General features: G+C 65.5%; 13 protein-coding genes. 6 read left to right on the top strand and 7 right to left on the bottom strand.

Annotated elements, in window-relative coordinates:
* The first annotated feature begins 155 nt into the window (after positions 1–155).
* Positions 156–2,369, top strand: a complete 2,214-nt coding sequence (locus tag AC097O_RS16415) for a PhoX family protein (protein ID WP_479593988.1) — start codon at positions 156–158, stop codon at positions 2,367–2,369.
* A 199-nt stretch (positions 2,370–2,568) separates the two neighbouring features.
* Here the strand turns inward: AC097O_RS16415 and AC097O_RS16410 are convergent, their stop codons facing one another.
* From AC097O_RS16410 to AC097O_RS16400, 3 genes are all read right to left on the bottom strand, one after another.
* A complete protein-coding gene (locus tag AC097O_RS16410) occupies positions 2,569–2,877 on the bottom strand; it encodes a BON domain-containing protein (protein ID WP_479593987.1) in 309 nt (102 codons plus the stop codon).
* A 208-nt stretch (positions 2,878–3,085) separates the two neighbouring features.
* Positions 3,086–3,676, bottom strand: coding sequence for an OmpW/AlkL family protein (locus AC097O_RS16405; protein WP_479593986.1), 591 nt, complete (start codon positions 3,674–3,676; stop codon positions 3,086–3,088).
* A gap of 127 nt (positions 3,677–3,803) precedes the next feature.
* The gene (locus AC097O_RS16400; protein WP_479593985.1) at positions 3,804–4,919 is read right to left on the bottom strand and encodes a fatty acid desaturase; all 1,116 of its coding nucleotides are present in this window, start codon (positions 4,917–4,919) and stop codon (positions 3,804–3,806) included.
* A gap of 275 nt (positions 4,920–5,194) precedes the next feature.
* On the opposite strand from AC097O_RS16400, the gene pyk reads away from it, so the two are divergent.
* Positions 5,195–6,628, top strand: a complete 1,434-nt coding sequence (gene pyk / locus AC097O_RS16395) for a pyruvate kinase (protein ID WP_479593984.1) — start codon at positions 5,195–5,197, stop codon at positions 6,626–6,628.
* 28 nt (positions 6,629–6,656) lie between these two features.
* Here the strand turns inward: pyk and AC097O_RS16390 are convergent, their stop codons facing one another.
* A complete protein-coding gene (locus AC097O_RS16390; protein ID WP_479593983.1) occupies positions 6,657–8,384 on the bottom strand; it encodes a phosphoethanolamine transferase in 1,728 nt (575 codons plus the stop codon).
* Positions 8,371–9,042 (bottom strand): phosphatase PAP2 family protein, encoded by a 672-nt coding sequence (locus tag AC097O_RS16385; protein WP_479593982.1) that lies wholly within the window; start codon positions 9,040–9,042, stop codon positions 8,371–8,373. The genes AC097O_RS16390 and AC097O_RS16385 overlap by 14 nt, the downstream gene beginning before the upstream one ends.
* A gap of 69 nt (positions 9,043–9,111) precedes the next feature.
* On the opposite strand from AC097O_RS16385, the gene AC097O_RS16380 reads away from it, so the two are divergent.
* The 3 genes from AC097O_RS16380 to fba all read left to right on the top strand — a co-directional run bounded on the left by AC097O_RS16380 (position 9,112) and on the right by fba (position 12,291).
* The gene (locus tag AC097O_RS16380) at positions 9,112–9,792 is read left to right on the top strand and encodes a response regulator (protein WP_479593981.1); all 681 of its coding nucleotides are present in this window, start codon (positions 9,112–9,114) and stop codon (positions 9,790–9,792) included.
* Positions 9,789–11,156 carry a histidine kinase dimerization/phospho-acceptor domain-containing protein gene (locus AC097O_RS16375; RefSeq protein WP_479593980.1) on the top strand — a complete coding sequence of 456 codons (1,368 nt, stop codon included), beginning with the start codon at positions 9,789–9,791 and terminating at the stop codon, positions 11,154–11,156. The genes AC097O_RS16380 and AC097O_RS16375 overlap by 4 nt, the downstream gene beginning before the upstream one ends.
* 70 nt (positions 11,157–11,226) lie before the next feature.
* Positions 11,227–12,291: a class II fructose-bisphosphate aldolase gene (gene fba, locus AC097O_RS16370; RefSeq protein ID WP_479593979.1), complete on the top strand. Its 1,065-nt coding sequence runs from the start codon at positions 11,227–11,229 to the stop codon at positions 12,289–12,291.
* On the opposite strand, the gene AC097O_RS16365 is transcribed toward fba, so the two are convergent.
* Positions 12,288–13,175, bottom strand: a complete 888-nt coding sequence (locus tag AC097O_RS16365; RefSeq protein ID WP_479593978.1) for a DMT family transporter — start codon at positions 13,173–13,175, stop codon at positions 12,288–12,290. The genes fba and AC097O_RS16365 overlap by 4 nt on opposite strands.
* Positions 13,176–13,318: 143 nt before the next feature.
* On the opposite strand from AC097O_RS16365, the gene AC097O_RS16360 reads away from it, so the two are divergent.
* Entirely contained in the window at positions 13,319–13,798 is a 480-nt protein-coding gene (locus AC097O_RS16360; RefSeq protein ID WP_479593977.1) for a YidB family protein, read from the top strand.
* 68 nt (positions 13,799–13,866) lie between these two features.
* Here the strand turns inward: AC097O_RS16360 and AC097O_RS16355 are convergent, their stop codons facing one another.
* Positions 13,867–15,339 carry a M20 family metallopeptidase gene (locus AC097O_RS16355; RefSeq protein ID WP_479593976.1) on the bottom strand — a complete coding sequence of 491 codons (1,473 nt, stop codon included), beginning with the start codon at positions 15,337–15,339 and terminating at the stop codon, positions 13,867–13,869.
* Positions 15,340–15,353: the final 14 nt, after the last annotated feature.

The following is a 15,353-nucleotide window of genomic DNA, read 5'->3' as shown; positions in this document are numbered from 1 at the left end:
GGATTAAAAAGGCCTCCAGCGCTTATTCCATGGGCGAGAGCAGCTATCATAAAAATAGCTGCTGGCCCACCGGGGTTTGCCACAGCACTGTCACACAGGCTTTCTAGCATCAGGGGTTTTCCGATAACCGATAACCCCCACAGAAAGCCTCCACGATGACCGCCGATAGCCACTCTGAAGACAGCAACACCAGCAACAACCCCAGCATCTCCAGCCTGATCGACACCCGCCTGAGCCGCCGTGGCCTGCTGCGCATGGGCGTGGGCACGGCGGGCGCTGCCGTGATGGGCAGCTTTGCGCTGACCGCCTGCGGTGGTGGCGGCGATGGCGAACCCGTGGCCGGTGAGTACAAACTGGGCTTCACCGCCGTGGACAAGAGCCTGGCCGACATGGCCACCGTGCCTGCGGGCTACACCGCCAGCGTGATCTATGCGCTGGGCGACCCGCTGAGCGCGGCCACCCCCGCCTATAAAAACGACGGCACCGACACCGACTTCGACAACCGCGCAGGCGACCACCACGACGGCATGGAGTTCTTCGGCCTCAACCTCGCCGGTACCGCCCGCGATGCCAACGGCTCCAGCCGGGGCCTGCTGGCCATGAACCACGAGGCGCTGTCGCAGCAGTTTCTGCACGCCGCCGGTGCCAGCGCCAACCCGCGCCCGGCCAGCGAGTCCGACAAGGAAATCCCCGCCCACGGCGTGTCCATCGTCGAAGTGGCCAAGAACGCCTCGGGCAAGTTCGTGACCAACCAGGCATCTACCTACAACCGCCGCATCACGCCGCTGACCGAAGTCACCCTGTCCGGCCCGGTCAAAGGTAACGCGCTGGTCAAAACCCTGTTTTCGCCCACCGGCCTGCTGGCACGCGGCACCATCAACAACTGCGGCACCGGCTACACGCCCTGGGGCAGCTTTTTGACCGGCGAAGAAAACTGGGCCGGCTACTTCACCCGCGCCAGCACCGACAACACTGCCCGGGGCGGTGCCACCGCCAAGAGCGTGGTGTCGCTTAACCGTTATGGCCGCGCCGCCGGTGCCGCCAGCCGCCACGGTTGGGAAACCAGCGGCACGGCCGACAAGTACAAGCGCTGGAACATCGGCCAGACCGGTGTCTCCGTGGACGGCAGCGACGACTACCGCAACGAGCTCAACACCTTTGGCTACATCGTCGAAATCGACGTGTACGACAAAACCAAGGCCATCCGCAAGCGCACCGGCCTGGGCCGCTTTGCCCACGAAAGCGCCGCTTTCGGCAAGCAAACGGCAGGCAAGCCGCTGGCCGTGTACATGGGTGACGACTCGCAGGGCGAGTACATGTACAAGTTTGTCTCTACCGCCCCCTGGGCCGCCGCCGATGCCAACCCCAGCGACCGCATCGCCACCGGCGACAAATACCTCGACAGCGGCAAGCTGTATGTAGCCAAGTTTGCTGCCGACGGCTCGGGCACCTGGATCGAGCTGGCCGTAACCCACCCGTCCATCGCGGGCTACGCCAGCTACGCGTTTGCCGACCAGGCCGACGTGCTGGTCAACGCCCGCCTGGCCGCCGACGCGGTGGGCGCTACCAAGATGGACCGCCCCGAGTGGTGTGCCGTGCACCCCGTCACCGGCGAGGTCTACTACACCCTGACCAACAACAGCAGCCGCAAACTGGAGCCCACCGGCACCCAGACCATGGTGGACGCGGCCAACCCCCGCTCGTACCAGGATGCCAAGATCGGCGGCGCGCTGGGCTCGGCAGGCAACATCAACGGCCACATCATCCGCATGGTGGAGGCCGGTGGCGAGTCTGCCGCCACCACCTTCAGCTGGGACGTGTATTTGTTTGGTGCCGAAGCGGGCGCGAGCGCCAGCATGGTCAACCTGTCGTCGCTGGCCTCCACCCAAGACTTCTCCAGCCCCGACGGCCTGTGGTTCAGCCAGAAGTCCGGCTTCTGCTACATCCAGACCGACGACGGCAGCTTCACCGACGTGACCAACTGCATGATGCTGATCGGCAAGCCCGGCAAAGTGGGCGACGGTGGCACCACCACGCTGAACTACACCAAGGCCGATGGCGTGACTCCCGTGGCCATCACCACCCGCGTAGGCGCCAAGCCCACGGTGGACACGCTGCGCCGCTTTTTGGTGGGCCCGGTGGACTGCGAAATCACCGGCTGCAGCGAAACGCCCGATGGCAAAACCCTGTTCGTCAATATCCAGCACCCCGGTGAAAGCATCACCAAGGCCAACATCGCCGACCCGACCAAGTACCTGAGCCACTGGCCTGCCAACGCCGGATACGGTGCCGGTGGTGCCACCACCGCCCGCCCACGCTCGGCCACTATCGTCATCACCAAGAGCGACGGCGGTGTGGTCGGAACGTAACTACAGCAAATACAGCGGGCACAAAAAAAGCCTCTACCGCACACCTTGGTATGCGGTAGAGGCCTTAAACCCGAGGTTTGGGCCCAGCGCTTGGGGCACCGAGCCGTGGATCCGGGACACAGGACATGGAATTACGCAACGCCCGGCCGGAGGGCCGCAAACCTGCCAGCCAGGCGTTGCGCAATTCCTGGAGACTGGCTTATTCGTTGCTGTCGTTGGAGAAGGTGCGCACGTCGCTGTAGGCGTTGACCACGCCGGGCACGGTGCTGGCCACATAGCGGGCCTTGGATACTTCTTGCGGGCCTTGGGTCCAGCCGTGCAGTACCACGGTGCCGTTGCTGGCGGTGACGGTCAGGTCTTTGGCGTCGCTGCCGAGCTGGCTGGTCAGGGTGGATTGCACCGCGCTGGCCAGGTCTGCGTCGTTGCCAGCAGCGTGGGCGGGGAGGAATGCGCCTGCGGCCAGGGCGAACAAAGCGGAGGCGGCGATACGGTTGAAAGAGCGGGTCATGGTGAAGTCCTTTGGGTTGTTGCAATGTTTTGCGGTGAGGTGATCTTCCCAAGCGGCCCGGACTTTTGTGTGTCGGCAACACGCAGGCTGTGTTGCATCTGTCATCCAGGGTGCAACCCTGGATCTATCGTTTGCTATATTTATAAGAGCTGCTCGTGCTTATGCAATAAGCACAGGCTGCCCATTTGACGTAAATTTTTTTGGTAACTCAGAACTTCCAGCCCAGGCCGATGCCGAACAGCACCGGGTCTACCTTGAAGGTGCCCAGCTTGCTGCCACCGGCGGCCACGTCGGTGCGGATATAGACCTTCTTCAGGTCGACGTTCAGCACCAGGTTTTTTGCCAGCGCAATGTCCACACCTACCTGCAGCGCGGGGCCGAAGCTGTTGCGGTCTACCGTCACGCCTGCGGGCAGGTTCACCGCGCTCAGGCGGGTGTAGTTCAGGCCCGCACCCACGTAGGGCGTAAAACCGGCCTGGGGCGCGTGGTACTGCAGCGTCAGGGTGGGGGGTAGGTGCTTGAAGCTGCCGATGGCGGTGCCGCCTGCGCTCAGCGTCTGCTTCTGCGGCACGGTCAGCACCAGCTCGGCGGCAATGTTGGGCGTGAAGAAGTAGCTGATGTCCAGCTCGGGCAGCCACTTGTTGTTGATGGACAGCGCCAGCGGGGTGCTGTCGCCATTGGCGCTGTCCAGGTGCACGGCGCGGGCGCGTACCAGCCAGGGGCCGGGGGCGCTGGACTGGGCCAGGGCGGCGGTGGACAACAGGGCGCAGAGCGCGGCGGCGAATACGGTTTTTTGCATGGTCTTCTTTCAAATGGCTTGTGGAAACATCCCACCCGTTGATTACAGAAGACCGCGCGTTGGGGAACTTTGCGCCGCATCAAACCGGGCGCGCGCCCGGTTTGCGGCAGATCAAGAATGCCCTGGTTCAGGCGTTTTGTGGGCGTGGCGTACTGGTGGCCTGGCCCTGGAAGTCGGTCCAGCAGTGGCGCGTGAAGTCGTACAGCTTGCAGGCGCGCGCGGTGTCAAAGTACCAGCGCCACGAGAAGCGCTGCACCACGATGCGCCCGGGCAGCAGCTCCTCCAGCTTGGCCTGCGCGGCCTTGAGCTTGTACAGCGGGATGCTCATGTCCACGTGGTGGGCGGTGTGCTCCATGATGTGGTGCAGCAGCGCGCCGATCTGCAGCGGGAAGGTCAGGTGCACCGTGGTCGACACAAACGGCTGGGCCCGCAGCCACACCGCCCGGTCGTCGTGCCACGACACCTTGACGTGCGTGTGGTGGCCGTAGATCACAAAGCCCATCATGTTGAACCAGAAGAAGATGGGCACCGCAAAGCCCAGCACCAGCAGCAGCGCCACCGACTGGTCGGTGACCACGGCGGCCACCGCCAGTGCCGCGATCCACAGCAGACCAAAGGCGCTGACCAGAATGCAGTCCCAGGTGAAGATGGCGCGGTTGGTGTTGCCCATTTGCGACTGCGGCGGGAACATCATCTTCTTGCCCCAGATCTCCACCATGTAGTACAGGCCCGGGCCCCAGCCGCTGCGGTAGATGCGTTGCAGCACGCGGCCCACGGGCGACAGGGCCTGGTACTCCTGCTGCGTCAACGGGGCCCAGACAAAGTCCACCCCCTTGAGGTTGGTAAAGCCGTGGTGCACCACGTTGTGGCCCACATCCCACAGGCTGTAGGCGGTGAGCGACGGCAAAAAGGCGATGCGGCCCAGCCATTTGTTCAGGCGGCGGTGCGGGGTCAGGCTCTGGTGGCAGCCGTCGTGGCCGATGACGAAGAGGCGGCCAATCACAAATCCCGCCACCAGCCCGCACAGCAGCTTGGCCCACACCGATGCCAGCAGCACCGTGCCAGTGAGCAGCGCGCCCAGCACCGCATAGTCCAGCGCCAGCAACAGCAAGGCCTTGAGTGTGGTGCGCTGCGACAGCGGAATCAGCCAGGAACGGATCACCTTGCGGTGCGGCAGCGGTGCGCCGGAAGCCAGTGGCACAGGGGTGGGCGCGGAATGGGGGGTTTCAATCAAAGAAGACATGGCAAACACGCTGAACGTGCATTTCGTGTGGGTGAATTGCCTAGCGGGGCCGGGGGCCGCGCATGGGTACGCAAATCAGTTGCCGCGATGCTAAGCGCGCTGCGCGGCAGAGGTACTGACGTAGATCAAAGCTTATGGACGGCGGTAAACGCTGGTAACTTTGTACCATGGCTGTGTTTCAATGGCGCAACTAGGGTTTTCATGCTTGTTTTGTAACCTTTTCGTAACTATTTTCGTGTAAAAATGGAAACTAAATTACAACGGAGACTTTAGTCATGCCCCGCCTCGCCACCAAAATTGTTGCCACCCTGGGTCCTGCGTCCAATTCGCCAGAAATTCTGGAGCAACTGATACGGGCCGGTGTCAATGTGGTGCGGCTGAACTTCAGCCACGGCAAGGCACAAGACCATATCGACCGCGCCATGATGGTGCGCGAAGCCGCCCGCCGCGCGGGTGTGGAAGTGGCCATCATGGCCGACCTGCAAGGCCCCAAGATCCGCGTGTCCAAGTTTGCCGAAGGCAAGGTCATGCTGGAGCCCGGCCAAAAATTTGTGCTGGATGCCGCCCGCACCGAACCCGGCGACATCAACGGCGTGGGCCTGGACTACAAGGAACTGCCGCGTGAAGTCAAACCCGGCGACGTGCTGCTACTCAACGACGGCCTGATCGTCATGACCGTGGAAGCCGTGCACGGCGAGGCGGTGCACACCATCGTCAAGCTGGGCGGCGAGCTGTCCAACAACAAGGGCATCAATAAAAAGGGCGGCGGCCTGACCGCCCCGGCATTGACCAGCAAGGACATGGACGACATCAAGACCGCCATGTCCTTCCAGGCCGACTACGTGGCCGTGAGCTTCCCCAAGAACGCTACCGACATGGAAATGGCCCGCCAGCTGTGCAATGTGGCCGCGGCCGAATACCGCCACAAGCCCGGCATGATCGCCAAGATCGAGCGCGCCGAAGCCATTCCGCACCTGCAGTCCATCCTGGATGCCAGCGACGGCATCATGGTGGCGCGCGGTGACTTGGCGGTCGAGGTGGGCAATGCCGCCGTGCCCGCCCTGCAAAAACGCATGATCCGCATGGCCCGCGCCAGCGACAAGGTGGTGATTACTGCCACCCAGATGATGGAGAGCATGATCACCAACCCGGTGCCCACCCGCGCCGAGGTCAGCGACGTGGCCAACGCCGTGCTGGACGGCACCGACGCGGTGATGCTCAGCGCCGAAACCGCTGCGGGCAAGTTCCCCCTGGAAACCGTGCTGGAAATGGCCAACATCTGCCGCGAAGCCGAAAAGGCCGAGTACGGCGAACTGGAAGCCGACTTCAAGGGCAAAATTTTCAGCCGCATCGACCAGTCCATCGCCATGGGCGCGCTGTTCACCGCGCAGCACCTGGGTGCCAAGGCGATTGTGGCCATGACCGACAGCGGCTCCACCGCCCTGTGGATGAGCCGCCACAGCATCCACGTACCCATCTATGCCCTGACCCCGCGCCTGGCCACCCAGCGCAAGATGGCGCTGTACCGCAACGTGCTGCCCCTGTTGATGGATGCCAGCACCGACCGCGACACCGCGCTGGAGCAGGCCGAGCGCCACCTCACCAACCGCGGCATCGTGCAGCGCGGCGATGTGTACGCCATCACCTGCGGCGAGCCCATGGGTGCCCCCGGCGGCACCAATATGCTGAAGATCTGCCAGGTCGTCTGATCGGTTGGTTCTTCTGGCGGGGGCCTTTTCAGGCCCCCGTTGCGCATGTGCGGTACATGTCCAGGGCAGGGCGGTACACGCCGGTCTGCACCCCCATCAGCCCCAGCACCGAGTGGAAATAGTTGTCGTGCGAGATGGGGGCTGCCGCCTGTTTTTGCAGGCAGGCAGGCGCAATGCCGCTGCGCTGCGTGAACGCCGGGGACAGCCAGGTGATCCAGGGCACATGCTTTTGCACATCCGGGGCCACCGCATAGGGCAGGCCGTGCAGGTAGAGGTTGTTCTCGCCCAATGATTCCCCGTGGTCTGCCACGTACTGCATGGCGGTATCCCACTGGCCCGAGCGGGCTTGTAGCCACTGCACCACCCCGTCCAGCAAAAAGTCGGTTTCCACAATGCTGTTGTCGTAGGCATTGGTGATGCTTTCCTGGCTGCATTCCTGCAAAGCGCTGCTGGTGCATTCCGGGCTGAATTTCTTGCGCTGCGTGGCGCTGCGGTGGCTGTAGGCCGGGCCGTGGCCGCCCATCTGGTGCAGCACCACCACCACGCCTTGGGCGCGGGCCGCGGCGGGCAGGGCGGCGATACGCGCGTCCAGGCCCTGCAGCATCACCGCATCAAAGCATTCCCCGCCCTCGCACAAGTCCGGCGCACCTGGCACGCCGGTGGTGCTGGCGCTGGACACCCTGTCGCACACGCCCTTGCAGCCCGCCTGGTTGTCCACCCACAGCACCGCCAGCCCGGCATGCTGCAACACGTCGAGCAGGCCCTCGGTATCGGCCTTGCGGTCGTTGTAGGCCACCCGGCCCAGCGGCGAGAACATGCACGGCACCGAGGCCGCGGTGCTGGTGCCGCAGGACCAGGCGTTGGTGAAGCTCACGGTCTGGCCCTTCTGCACCTCGGCTTGCAGCAGCGGCGTGGTGTTGCGGGCGTAGCCGTTGATGCCGAAGTTGCCGCTGCGGGCGGTTTCACCCAATACCAACACCAGCAGCGGCGGACGGCTGTGGGTGCTGGCACTGGCTGCCAAGGGTGCTATATGGGCATCCTCACCCAGCGGCAGCAACGGCCCGGTGCGGTCCACCTTGGGGTGCGCCAGGCGGGCCACGGCATACACGCTGTTGAGCGGGTTGACCAGGTAGCGCAGCTGGGTGTGGTTGCGCATCAGGCCCGCCATATTTTGGTAAATAAGGCCGGTAGCGCCTATGGACAGGGCGAGAGTAGCTATTAAAAATAGAGCATTCTTGAGGTGCGCCTTGGGGCCTTGCGGATACCGCAGCGCGGTGCGCCAAAGCCACCAGGCCGGTGCGCCCGCCAGCCCGGCCACCGTCAGCAGCATCCGCCAGTGCAGCAGGTCGGCGGCTTCGCGCACATCGGTTTGCAGGGCATTGGTCAGCATGCTCGCGTCGATCACGATGCCGTAGGTCAGCATGAAATAGCTGCCGATGGCGGTAGCCACCAACAGCACGGTCAGCACCGGCTTGAGCAGCCAGCGCGGTGCCAACAGCGTGAGCAGCAGCACCAGGGATGCCAGCAGGGCGGCGATGCCCAGCCCCAGCCCGAGGGCCAGGCCTAGACCGGTGGTGCCGTGCAGAGCGCCCACAGCGTGCAAGGCCCGCCACAGCGCCAGGTTGCCCACGCTGGCCATCCACAGGCACAGCAGCGCGGTGGCCGTGTGCGGGTGCCAATCGGCGCTGCGCCCCGGCATGTGCCAGGCGGCCCCGGGTAGCACGTGGCCGCGCTGCATCCATTTAGGCTTGTGCATGGCGGCCTCCTGCAAAGTGCTGGTGGGCGATGTCGCCTATCCAGGCCACCGTCCAGCACAGCCAGGCGGTCCACAGCGTGTGGCTGGCGTAGTGCGCGCCGCGCGCCTGCTGGGCCAGGCCGAACACCGCCCCGGCCAGCAGTGACCCGACCAGCCAGCGGCGAGCAATACCAGGCTGCGCCCGGTAGACGAACCAGCCGCCCAGAAACGAGAAGCCTGCGGTGGCGTGCCCCGCCGGAAAGCAGTGGCCGCTGCCGCCGTCGTGCAGCGTCCATTGCCAATGCGATACATGCTGTGCCACGCCGCCAAACGCCTGCATGTCCCAGGGGCAGCTGCTGGCGCTGGTGGACTTGAGCAGCGACACGGCCAGCGCACCCGCCAGGGGTGTGGCGGCCAGCTGGATGCGCCGCGACAGCGGCATGTTTCGCAATGGCCCCCAGGGCAGCACCGCCCCCACGCACAGCGCCAGAACCAGCGCCCAGGCCAGCAAGCGCCCGCCCTCGTGCAACACGCTGCTCAGCAGCCAGTGGTCGCGCAGCGCAAAGCCCTGTGCCGACCCAAACCACGCCGCCAGCGGCATATCCCAGCCGCTGGCATCCCATGCCAGCAGCGCGCCCAGGGCCAAAACGGTGGCCCACCCCTGTTTTTCAGTTTGCATGGGGGGCGAGTCTTGGGGCCGCGCATTAAGCCTTCCTTAAGCCCCCCCAATGCCCCGCACAATACGGCCATGCGCATTTTGGTAGTGGAAGACGACACGGGCATTGCCCTGGGCCTCACAGTAGGTCTGCGCCAGCGTGGCTACGCCGTGGATCTGGTGGGCAACCTGGCCGATGCCTGGAGCGCGCTGTGCGTCGAACCGTTTGACCTGGTGCTGCTCGACCTGGGCCTGCCCGACGGCGATGGCCGCAGCCTGCTGGAGCGGGTGCGCAGCAGCACCGCCACCTTGCCCGATGCCCACACCCCGGTGCTGATCATGACCGCGCGCGACGCGGTGGCCTCGCGCATCGAAGGCCTGGACTCGGGGGCCGACGACTACGTGACCAAACCCTTCGATGCCGACGAGCTGGAGGCCCGCATGCGCGCCCTGCTGCGCCGCTCCGCCGGGCGCGCCCAGCCGCTGCTGACACGGGGTGACCTGTCGCTCAACCCCGCCACCCGCACGGTGCACCAGGCCGGGCAGCTGGTCAGCCTGTCGGGCCGCGAATACGCGGTGCTGCTGGCCCTGCTGCAAGCCCGGGGCCGGGTGCTGTCGCGGGCGCAGATCGAAACCACGCTGTACAGCTTCGACCAGCTGCTGGAGAGCAACGCCATCGAAGTCCACATCCACCACCTGCGCAAAAAGCTCGGCTCCCAGCTAATCCAGACACTGCGTGGCGTGGGCTACTTTGTGCCACAGGAGAGCGCATGAAAAAGCCGGGCAGCTCGTTGACGCGGCACCTGCTGGTCTGGGCGCTGGGGGCGCTGGTAGTGGTGTGGCTGGCCTTTATGGCGGTGGGCGTGCAGACCGGGCTGCACGAATCTGACGAGCTGACCGACGGCCACCTGGCCAGCGTCTCGGCCTTGTTGTTGCGCCAGCAAGGCGGGGTGTTTGCGGCAGACGATGTGCGGCCCCTGGCCATGGGCCATGCCAACCTCAAAAGCCACGACTACCAACAGTCGTTGAGCGTGGTGGTGTGGGATGCGGCGGGCCGGGTGCTGACGCACACCGGCATCGCCGCGCTGCCCGCCTTTGCGCCCGACGAAGGCTTTGTCGATCTGCAACTCGGCCCGCAGGCCACGCCGTGGCGCGGTTTTGCCCGCTGGGATGCCGAGGGCCCGGCCCGCACCCGCCGGGTGCTGGTGCTGCTGAGCGCCCAAGAGCGCGACGACCTGGCCTGGGACATTGCCGAGCAGGTGGTGCTGCCCGGCCTGTGGCTGCTGCCGGTGGTGGCGCTGGCACTGGGCCTGGCCATCCGCCGGGGCCTGCGGCCGCTGCACCTGCTGTCGGCCGACGTGCATGCGCTGGACGTGGCCCAGGCCAGCACCTTGCAGGCCCGCCATCCGCACGCCGAGTTCGAGGCGGTGGTGGCGGCCATCAACATTCTGGTGGCGCGCCAGCAGGCCGCGCTGCAACAAGAGCGGGCCTTGGCCGACGAAGTGGCCCACGAGCTGCGCACCCCGCTGGCCTCGCTGGCGCTGCTGGCCCGGGCCCTGCAAGGCCCGCTGTCCGAGGCCGAGCGCCAGACCAGCCTGCAACAAATAGAGGCCGATGCCCTGCGCGCGGGAGCGGTGGTGTCCCAATTGCTGGTATTGGCCCGCACCAGCCGGGTGGCGCTGGCCGAGTCGGCCGAACCGGTGGCCCTGCGGCCCCTGGCCCAGCGCGTGGTGGCCGACTACGCCCCTGCCGCCTGGGCCAGCGGCCACACGCTGGCGGTTAGCGGCGATGCCGATCCGGTGGTGCACGGCCACTCGGTGCTGCTGGAGCTGGCCCTGCGCAACCTGGTGGAAAACGCCCTGCGCCATACGGCGCGCGGTACCGAAATCGAGGTCCAGGTGGGCAGCAGCCCGGCCCACGCCTGGCTGCAGGTGTGTGACACAGGCGCGCCGGGCGGGCCGACCCAGGCCGTGGACGGGCTGGGTCTGGGCCACAAAATTGCCCGCCGGGTGGCCGAAGTCCACGGCGGGCAATGCGCGCAGATGGCCGCTGAAACAGCTGTGGATGGGCGGCCAAGCCGCTGGCAAACCTGCTATCGCCTGACTTTGGCCTGGGGGTCACCCGTGGGACACGGCTAGAATTGGCATAGTTACCAAGCGGTTACCAAACTGCCCGGCTCCTTCTTTTCAACTCTCTGGACCTCCCACCATGGCACTCGTCTCTATGCGCGAACTGCTGGACCATGCCGCCGTCAACGGCTATGGCATTCCGGCCTTCAACGTCAACAACCTGGAGCAAGTCCAGGCCGTCATGCAAGCCGCCGACGAGGTGGGTGCGCCGGTGATCTTGCAGGCCAGCGCCGGTGCGCGCAAGTACGCGGGCGAGCCATTTATCAAGCACCTGATCCAGGCCGCGATTGAGACCTGGCCGCACATTCCGCTGGTGATGCACCAGGACCACGGCCAAAGCCCCGAAATCTGCCAGGGCGCGATCAACCTGGGCTTCAGTTCGGTGATGATGGACGGCTCCTTGCAGTCCGACGGCAAAACCATTGCCAGCTTTGACTACAACGTCGATGTGACGCGCAAAGTGGTCGAGTTGGCGCACCGCGTCGGCGTGACGGTAGAGGGCGAGCTCGGCTGCCTGGGTTCGCTGGAGACCATGCAGGGCGACAAGGAAGACGGCCACGGCACCGACGATGTCATGACCATGGCGCAGATGCTGACCGACCCCGAGCAGGCCGCCGAATTCGTGCAGCGTACCCAGATCGATGCGTTGGCCATCGCCATCGGCACCAGCCACGGCGCGTACAAGTTCACCCGCAAGCCCACCAGCGACATCCTGGCCATCCAGCGCATCAAGGAAATCCACCAGCGCATCCCCAGCACCCACCTGGTACTGCACGGCAGCTCCAGCGTGCCGCAAGAGCTGCTGGCCATCATCCGCCAGTACGGCGGTGACATGAAGGAAACCTACGGCGTGCCGGTCGAGGAAATCCAGGAAGCCATCAAGCACGGCGTGCGCAAGATCAACATCGACACCGATGTGCGCCTGGCCATGACCGGCGCGATCCGCAAGTTCTTCTTTGAAAACCCCGATAAGTTCGACCCCCGCGACTACCTCAAACCCGCCCGCGAAGCCGCCAAGAAGCTGTGCAAACAGCGCTTTTTGGAGTTTGGCTGCGAAGGCCAGGCTGCGGGCATCAAGGGCCACACCCTGCTAGTGGTGGCCGGCCACTACGCCGACGGCCTGCTGGCCCAGGTGATCCACTAAAGAGGTTTGGGCCTGATCTGGACCAGCACCATGCTGGCCAGGATTAGGCCGCAGCCGACCAGCCCGGCGGCGTTCAGCCGGTCGCCCATCAGCCAAGCGCCAAACAGGGCGGCAAACAGCGTCTCACTCGACAAGATGATGGCCGCATGGCTGGCGTTGGCATGGCGCTGGCCCAGCACCTGCAGCGTATAGCCCAGGCCTACCGAGACAAAACCCGTGTAGGCAATGCTGGGGGCCGACTTCACCAGTTTGTCCAGCACCCAGGGCTCGGCCACGGCGGCTACCGACAGGCTGGCCGCTGCGCACACCGCAAACTGCACCAGCGACAGCACAAACGGCCCGCTGCTGTGGCGCGACACCCGGCCCACCAGCAGCACGTGCAAGGCCCAGAACAGGCTGCTGCCGATGATCCACCAGTCGCCCCGCGCAATCGCCAGGCCGCCGCCTCCGGCCAGCAGCCAGGTGCCCACCACACAGGCCAGCGCCGCAGGCCACACCCGCCATGCGGGCCGCTGGCGCAGCAGCACCCAGGCCAGCAGCGGGGTGAGCGGCACGTACAGCGCGGTCAGCACCCCGGCGTTGGTCACGCTGGTCTGGCCAATGCCGATCTGCTGCATCACCACACCCGCAAAAATCAGAAAACCCAGCCCCGCCACCGGCAGCAAATGGCCCGCCCCCGCAGCCTTTTGCACCACGCTGCGCTGTCGCCATTCCCACCAGGCCAGCGGTGCCACCACCAGGCAACCCAGCGCAAAACGCAGGCCGGTGAACAGAAACGGGGCCACATCCACTGCGCCCCAGGCCTGGGGGACAAAGGCGGAGCCCCAGATCAGGGCGGCCAGGAGCAGCAGGCCGTTGGCTTGCCAAGGGGGAAGGGTGTGCATGGAGGAGCTTGTCAGAGTGTGCGAATTGTCACGCATCTGGTTTGACATTTAGATAGTAGACAATGTGCGGTCAACCTGCGGGTTGTTCCCAGCGTTGCGGGCGGCGGCAACGTATTTTTATCTCCACTTACCAAGGAAACACCATGGGCTTACTCGACTCGGTTCTCGGCGCGGTTTTGAACAACGGCCAACAGCAGCAACCCCAGGGCGGCCTCGGCGGCTTGGGTGGTGGTTTGGGCGGCATCATCGGCATGCTGGCCAGCAACCCGCAGCTTATCCAGGTGGTGACCAGCATGCTGAGCAACAACGGCGCGCAGGGTGGCCTGGGCGGTTTGGCCGAGAAGTTTGGCCAGGCGGGCATGGGCGATGTGCTGGGTTCCTGGGTCGGCACCGGCCAGAACCAGCCGATCTCGGGCGACCAGCTGGGCAACGTGCTGGGCTCCGACGCGCTGGCCGGTATCGCCGCCCAACTGGGCCTGAACCCCGGTGAAGCCGCCGGTCAACTGGCCCAGGTGCTGCCAGGCCTGGTAGACCACCTCACCCCGAACGGCCAGGCACCCCAAGGCGGCCTGGGTAACAGCAATGACCTGTTTGGCATGCTGGGCGGTTTGCTGCAGAAATAATAGCTGCTTGCGCTTATTCAATAAGCGCTAAGGCCACTTTTCGTACATGAAAGTGGCCTTTTTTACGTCTATGCGTTGTGCAGCGGGAAGCTGGCAATCACCTGCGCCACCGCGGCGGTGAGCTTCTTGGCGTAGGGCACGTGCAAGAACTCGTTCGGGCCGTGGGCGTTGCTCTTGGGGCCGAGCACGCCACAGACCATCATCTGCGCTTTCGGGAAGCCCTGGGACAGCATGTTCATCAGCGGAATCGTGCCGCCCTGGCCGATGTAGCCGCAGGGCGCGCCGAACTGGGCCTGCGACGCGGCGTGCAGCGCGGTTTCGAACCACGGCGCGGTGCTCGGTGCATTCCAGCCGGTGGCGGCACCGTCGGGCTGGAAGGTCACACGGGCCTGGTAGGGGGCGTTGTCTTCCAGCAGGGTTTTGAGTTCTTGCACGGCCACCGATGCATCTACCAGCGGTGGCAGGCGCAGCGACAGCTTGAAGGCGGTGTAGGGGCGCAGCACGGCCCCGGCGTTCTTCAGCTCGGGCAGGCCTTCGGCCCCGGTGACGCTGAGCGTGGGGGCCCAGGTGCGGTTCAGCAGGGCCTGCACCGGCTCGGTGGTGGTGGGCAGGCACAGGGTGCTGGCACCGCCGCAGTCGTAGTGCGCCCAGGGGAAGCGCTTGTAGATTTCGTCGCCCAGGATGGCCGCCGTGGCGCGGGCCTGCAGCAGGCGGTCTGCCGGTACTTCGCAGTGGAAGCTGGCGGGCAGCAGGCGGCCGGTGGCGCTGTCTTCCAGCCGGTCCAGCACCTGGCGCATGATGCGAAAGCTCGACGGCACCAGGCCGCTGGCGTCGCCGGAGTGCACGCCTTCGGTCAGCACCTCTACCTTGAGCACGCCATTGGCCAGGCCGCGCAGGCTGTTGGTCAGCCACAGCTGGTCGTAGTTGCCCGCGCCGGAATCCATGCAGACTACCAGCGCCACCTCGCCCAGTTGGTCGCGCATGGCATCCACGTAGGGCAGCAGGTCGTAGGAGCCGCTTTCTTCGCAGGTTTCGATCAGGCCGACGATGCGCGGGTGCGGCACTTTTTGCGCCTTGAGTGCCTGCACGGCAGTGATGCTGGCGTACACGGCGTAGCCGTCGTCGGCACCGCCGCGGCCATAGAGCTTGCCGTCCTCGTACTTGGGGGTCCAGGGGCCGAGGTCGTTGCGCCAGCCGGTGAATTCGGGCTGCTTGTCCAGGTGGCCGTACATCAGCACGGTGTCGGTGCAGGCGGTCTGGCTGGCGGGCACCTCAAAGTACAGCACCGGGGTGCGGCCTTCCAGGCGGATCACTTCCAGCGTCAAGCCTTCGACCTTTTGCGCCTCGACCCAGGCCGCCGCGTTGCGCATCACCGTGTCGATGTAGCCGTGCTCGGACCAGGCCGCGTCGTAGGCGGGGGATTTGGCCGGGATGGCAATGTAATCGCTGAGCTGGCGGACGATGTCGCCGTCCCAGGCCTGGGTGGCGTGGGTCAGCACTTGTTGCGGATCGAGTACGGTGGCGGGGACACGGGCGTTCATGGGGGCTTCCTGCA

This window comes from Rhodoferax sp. LS1P39 (assembly GCF_056521425.1).
The sequence above is the reverse complement of the archived record's forward strand: the minus strand, read 5'-3'. Positions and strand labels throughout refer to the sequence as shown.

Coding starts and splice junctions, on each gene's coding strand:
- AC097O_RS16390 (WP_479593983.1), bottom strand. CDS start 8,384: ATGCACAAGCCTAAATGGATGCAGCGCGGCCACGTGCTACCCGGGGCC.
- AC097O_RS16415 (WP_479593988.1), top strand. CDS start 156: ATGACCGCCGATAGCCACTCTGAAGACAGCAACACCAGCAACAACCCC.
- AC097O_RS16360 (WP_479593977.1), top strand. CDS start 13,319: ATGGGCTTACTCGACTCGGTTCTCGGCGCGGTTTTGAACAACGGCCAA.
- AC097O_RS16355 (WP_479593976.1), bottom strand. CDS start 15,339: ATGAACGCCCGTGTCCCCGCCACCGTACTCGATCCGCAACAAGTGCTG.
- AC097O_RS16385 (WP_479593982.1), bottom strand. CDS start 9,042: ATGCAAACTGAAAAACAGGGGTGGGCCACCGTTTTGGCCCTGGGCGCG.
- AC097O_RS16410 (WP_479593987.1), bottom strand. CDS start 2,877: ATGACCCGCTCTTTCAACCGTATCGCCGCCTCCGCTTTGTTCGCCCTG.
- AC097O_RS16375 (WP_479593980.1), top strand. CDS start 9,789: ATGAAAAAGCCGGGCAGCTCGTTGACGCGGCACCTGCTGGTCTGGGCG.
- AC097O_RS16405 (WP_479593986.1), bottom strand. CDS start 3,676: ATGCAAAAAACCGTATTCGCCGCCGCGCTCTGCGCCCTGTTGTCCACC.
- AC097O_RS16400 (WP_479593985.1), bottom strand. CDS start 4,919: ATGTCTTCTTTGATTGAAACCCCCCATTCCGCGCCCACCCCTGTGCCA.
- AC097O_RS16365 (WP_479593978.1), bottom strand. CDS start 13,175: ATGCACACCCTTCCCCCTTGGCAAGCCAACGGCCTGCTGCTCCTGGCC.
- fba (WP_479593979.1), top strand. CDS start 11,227: ATGGCACTCGTCTCTATGCGCGAACTGCTGGACCATGCCGCCGTCAAC.
- pyk (WP_479593984.1), top strand. CDS start 5,195: ATGCCCCGCCTCGCCACCAAAATTGTTGCCACCCTGGGTCCTGCGTCC.
- AC097O_RS16380 (WP_479593981.1), top strand. CDS start 9,112: ATGCGCATTTTGGTAGTGGAAGACGACACGGGCATTGCCCTGGGCCTC.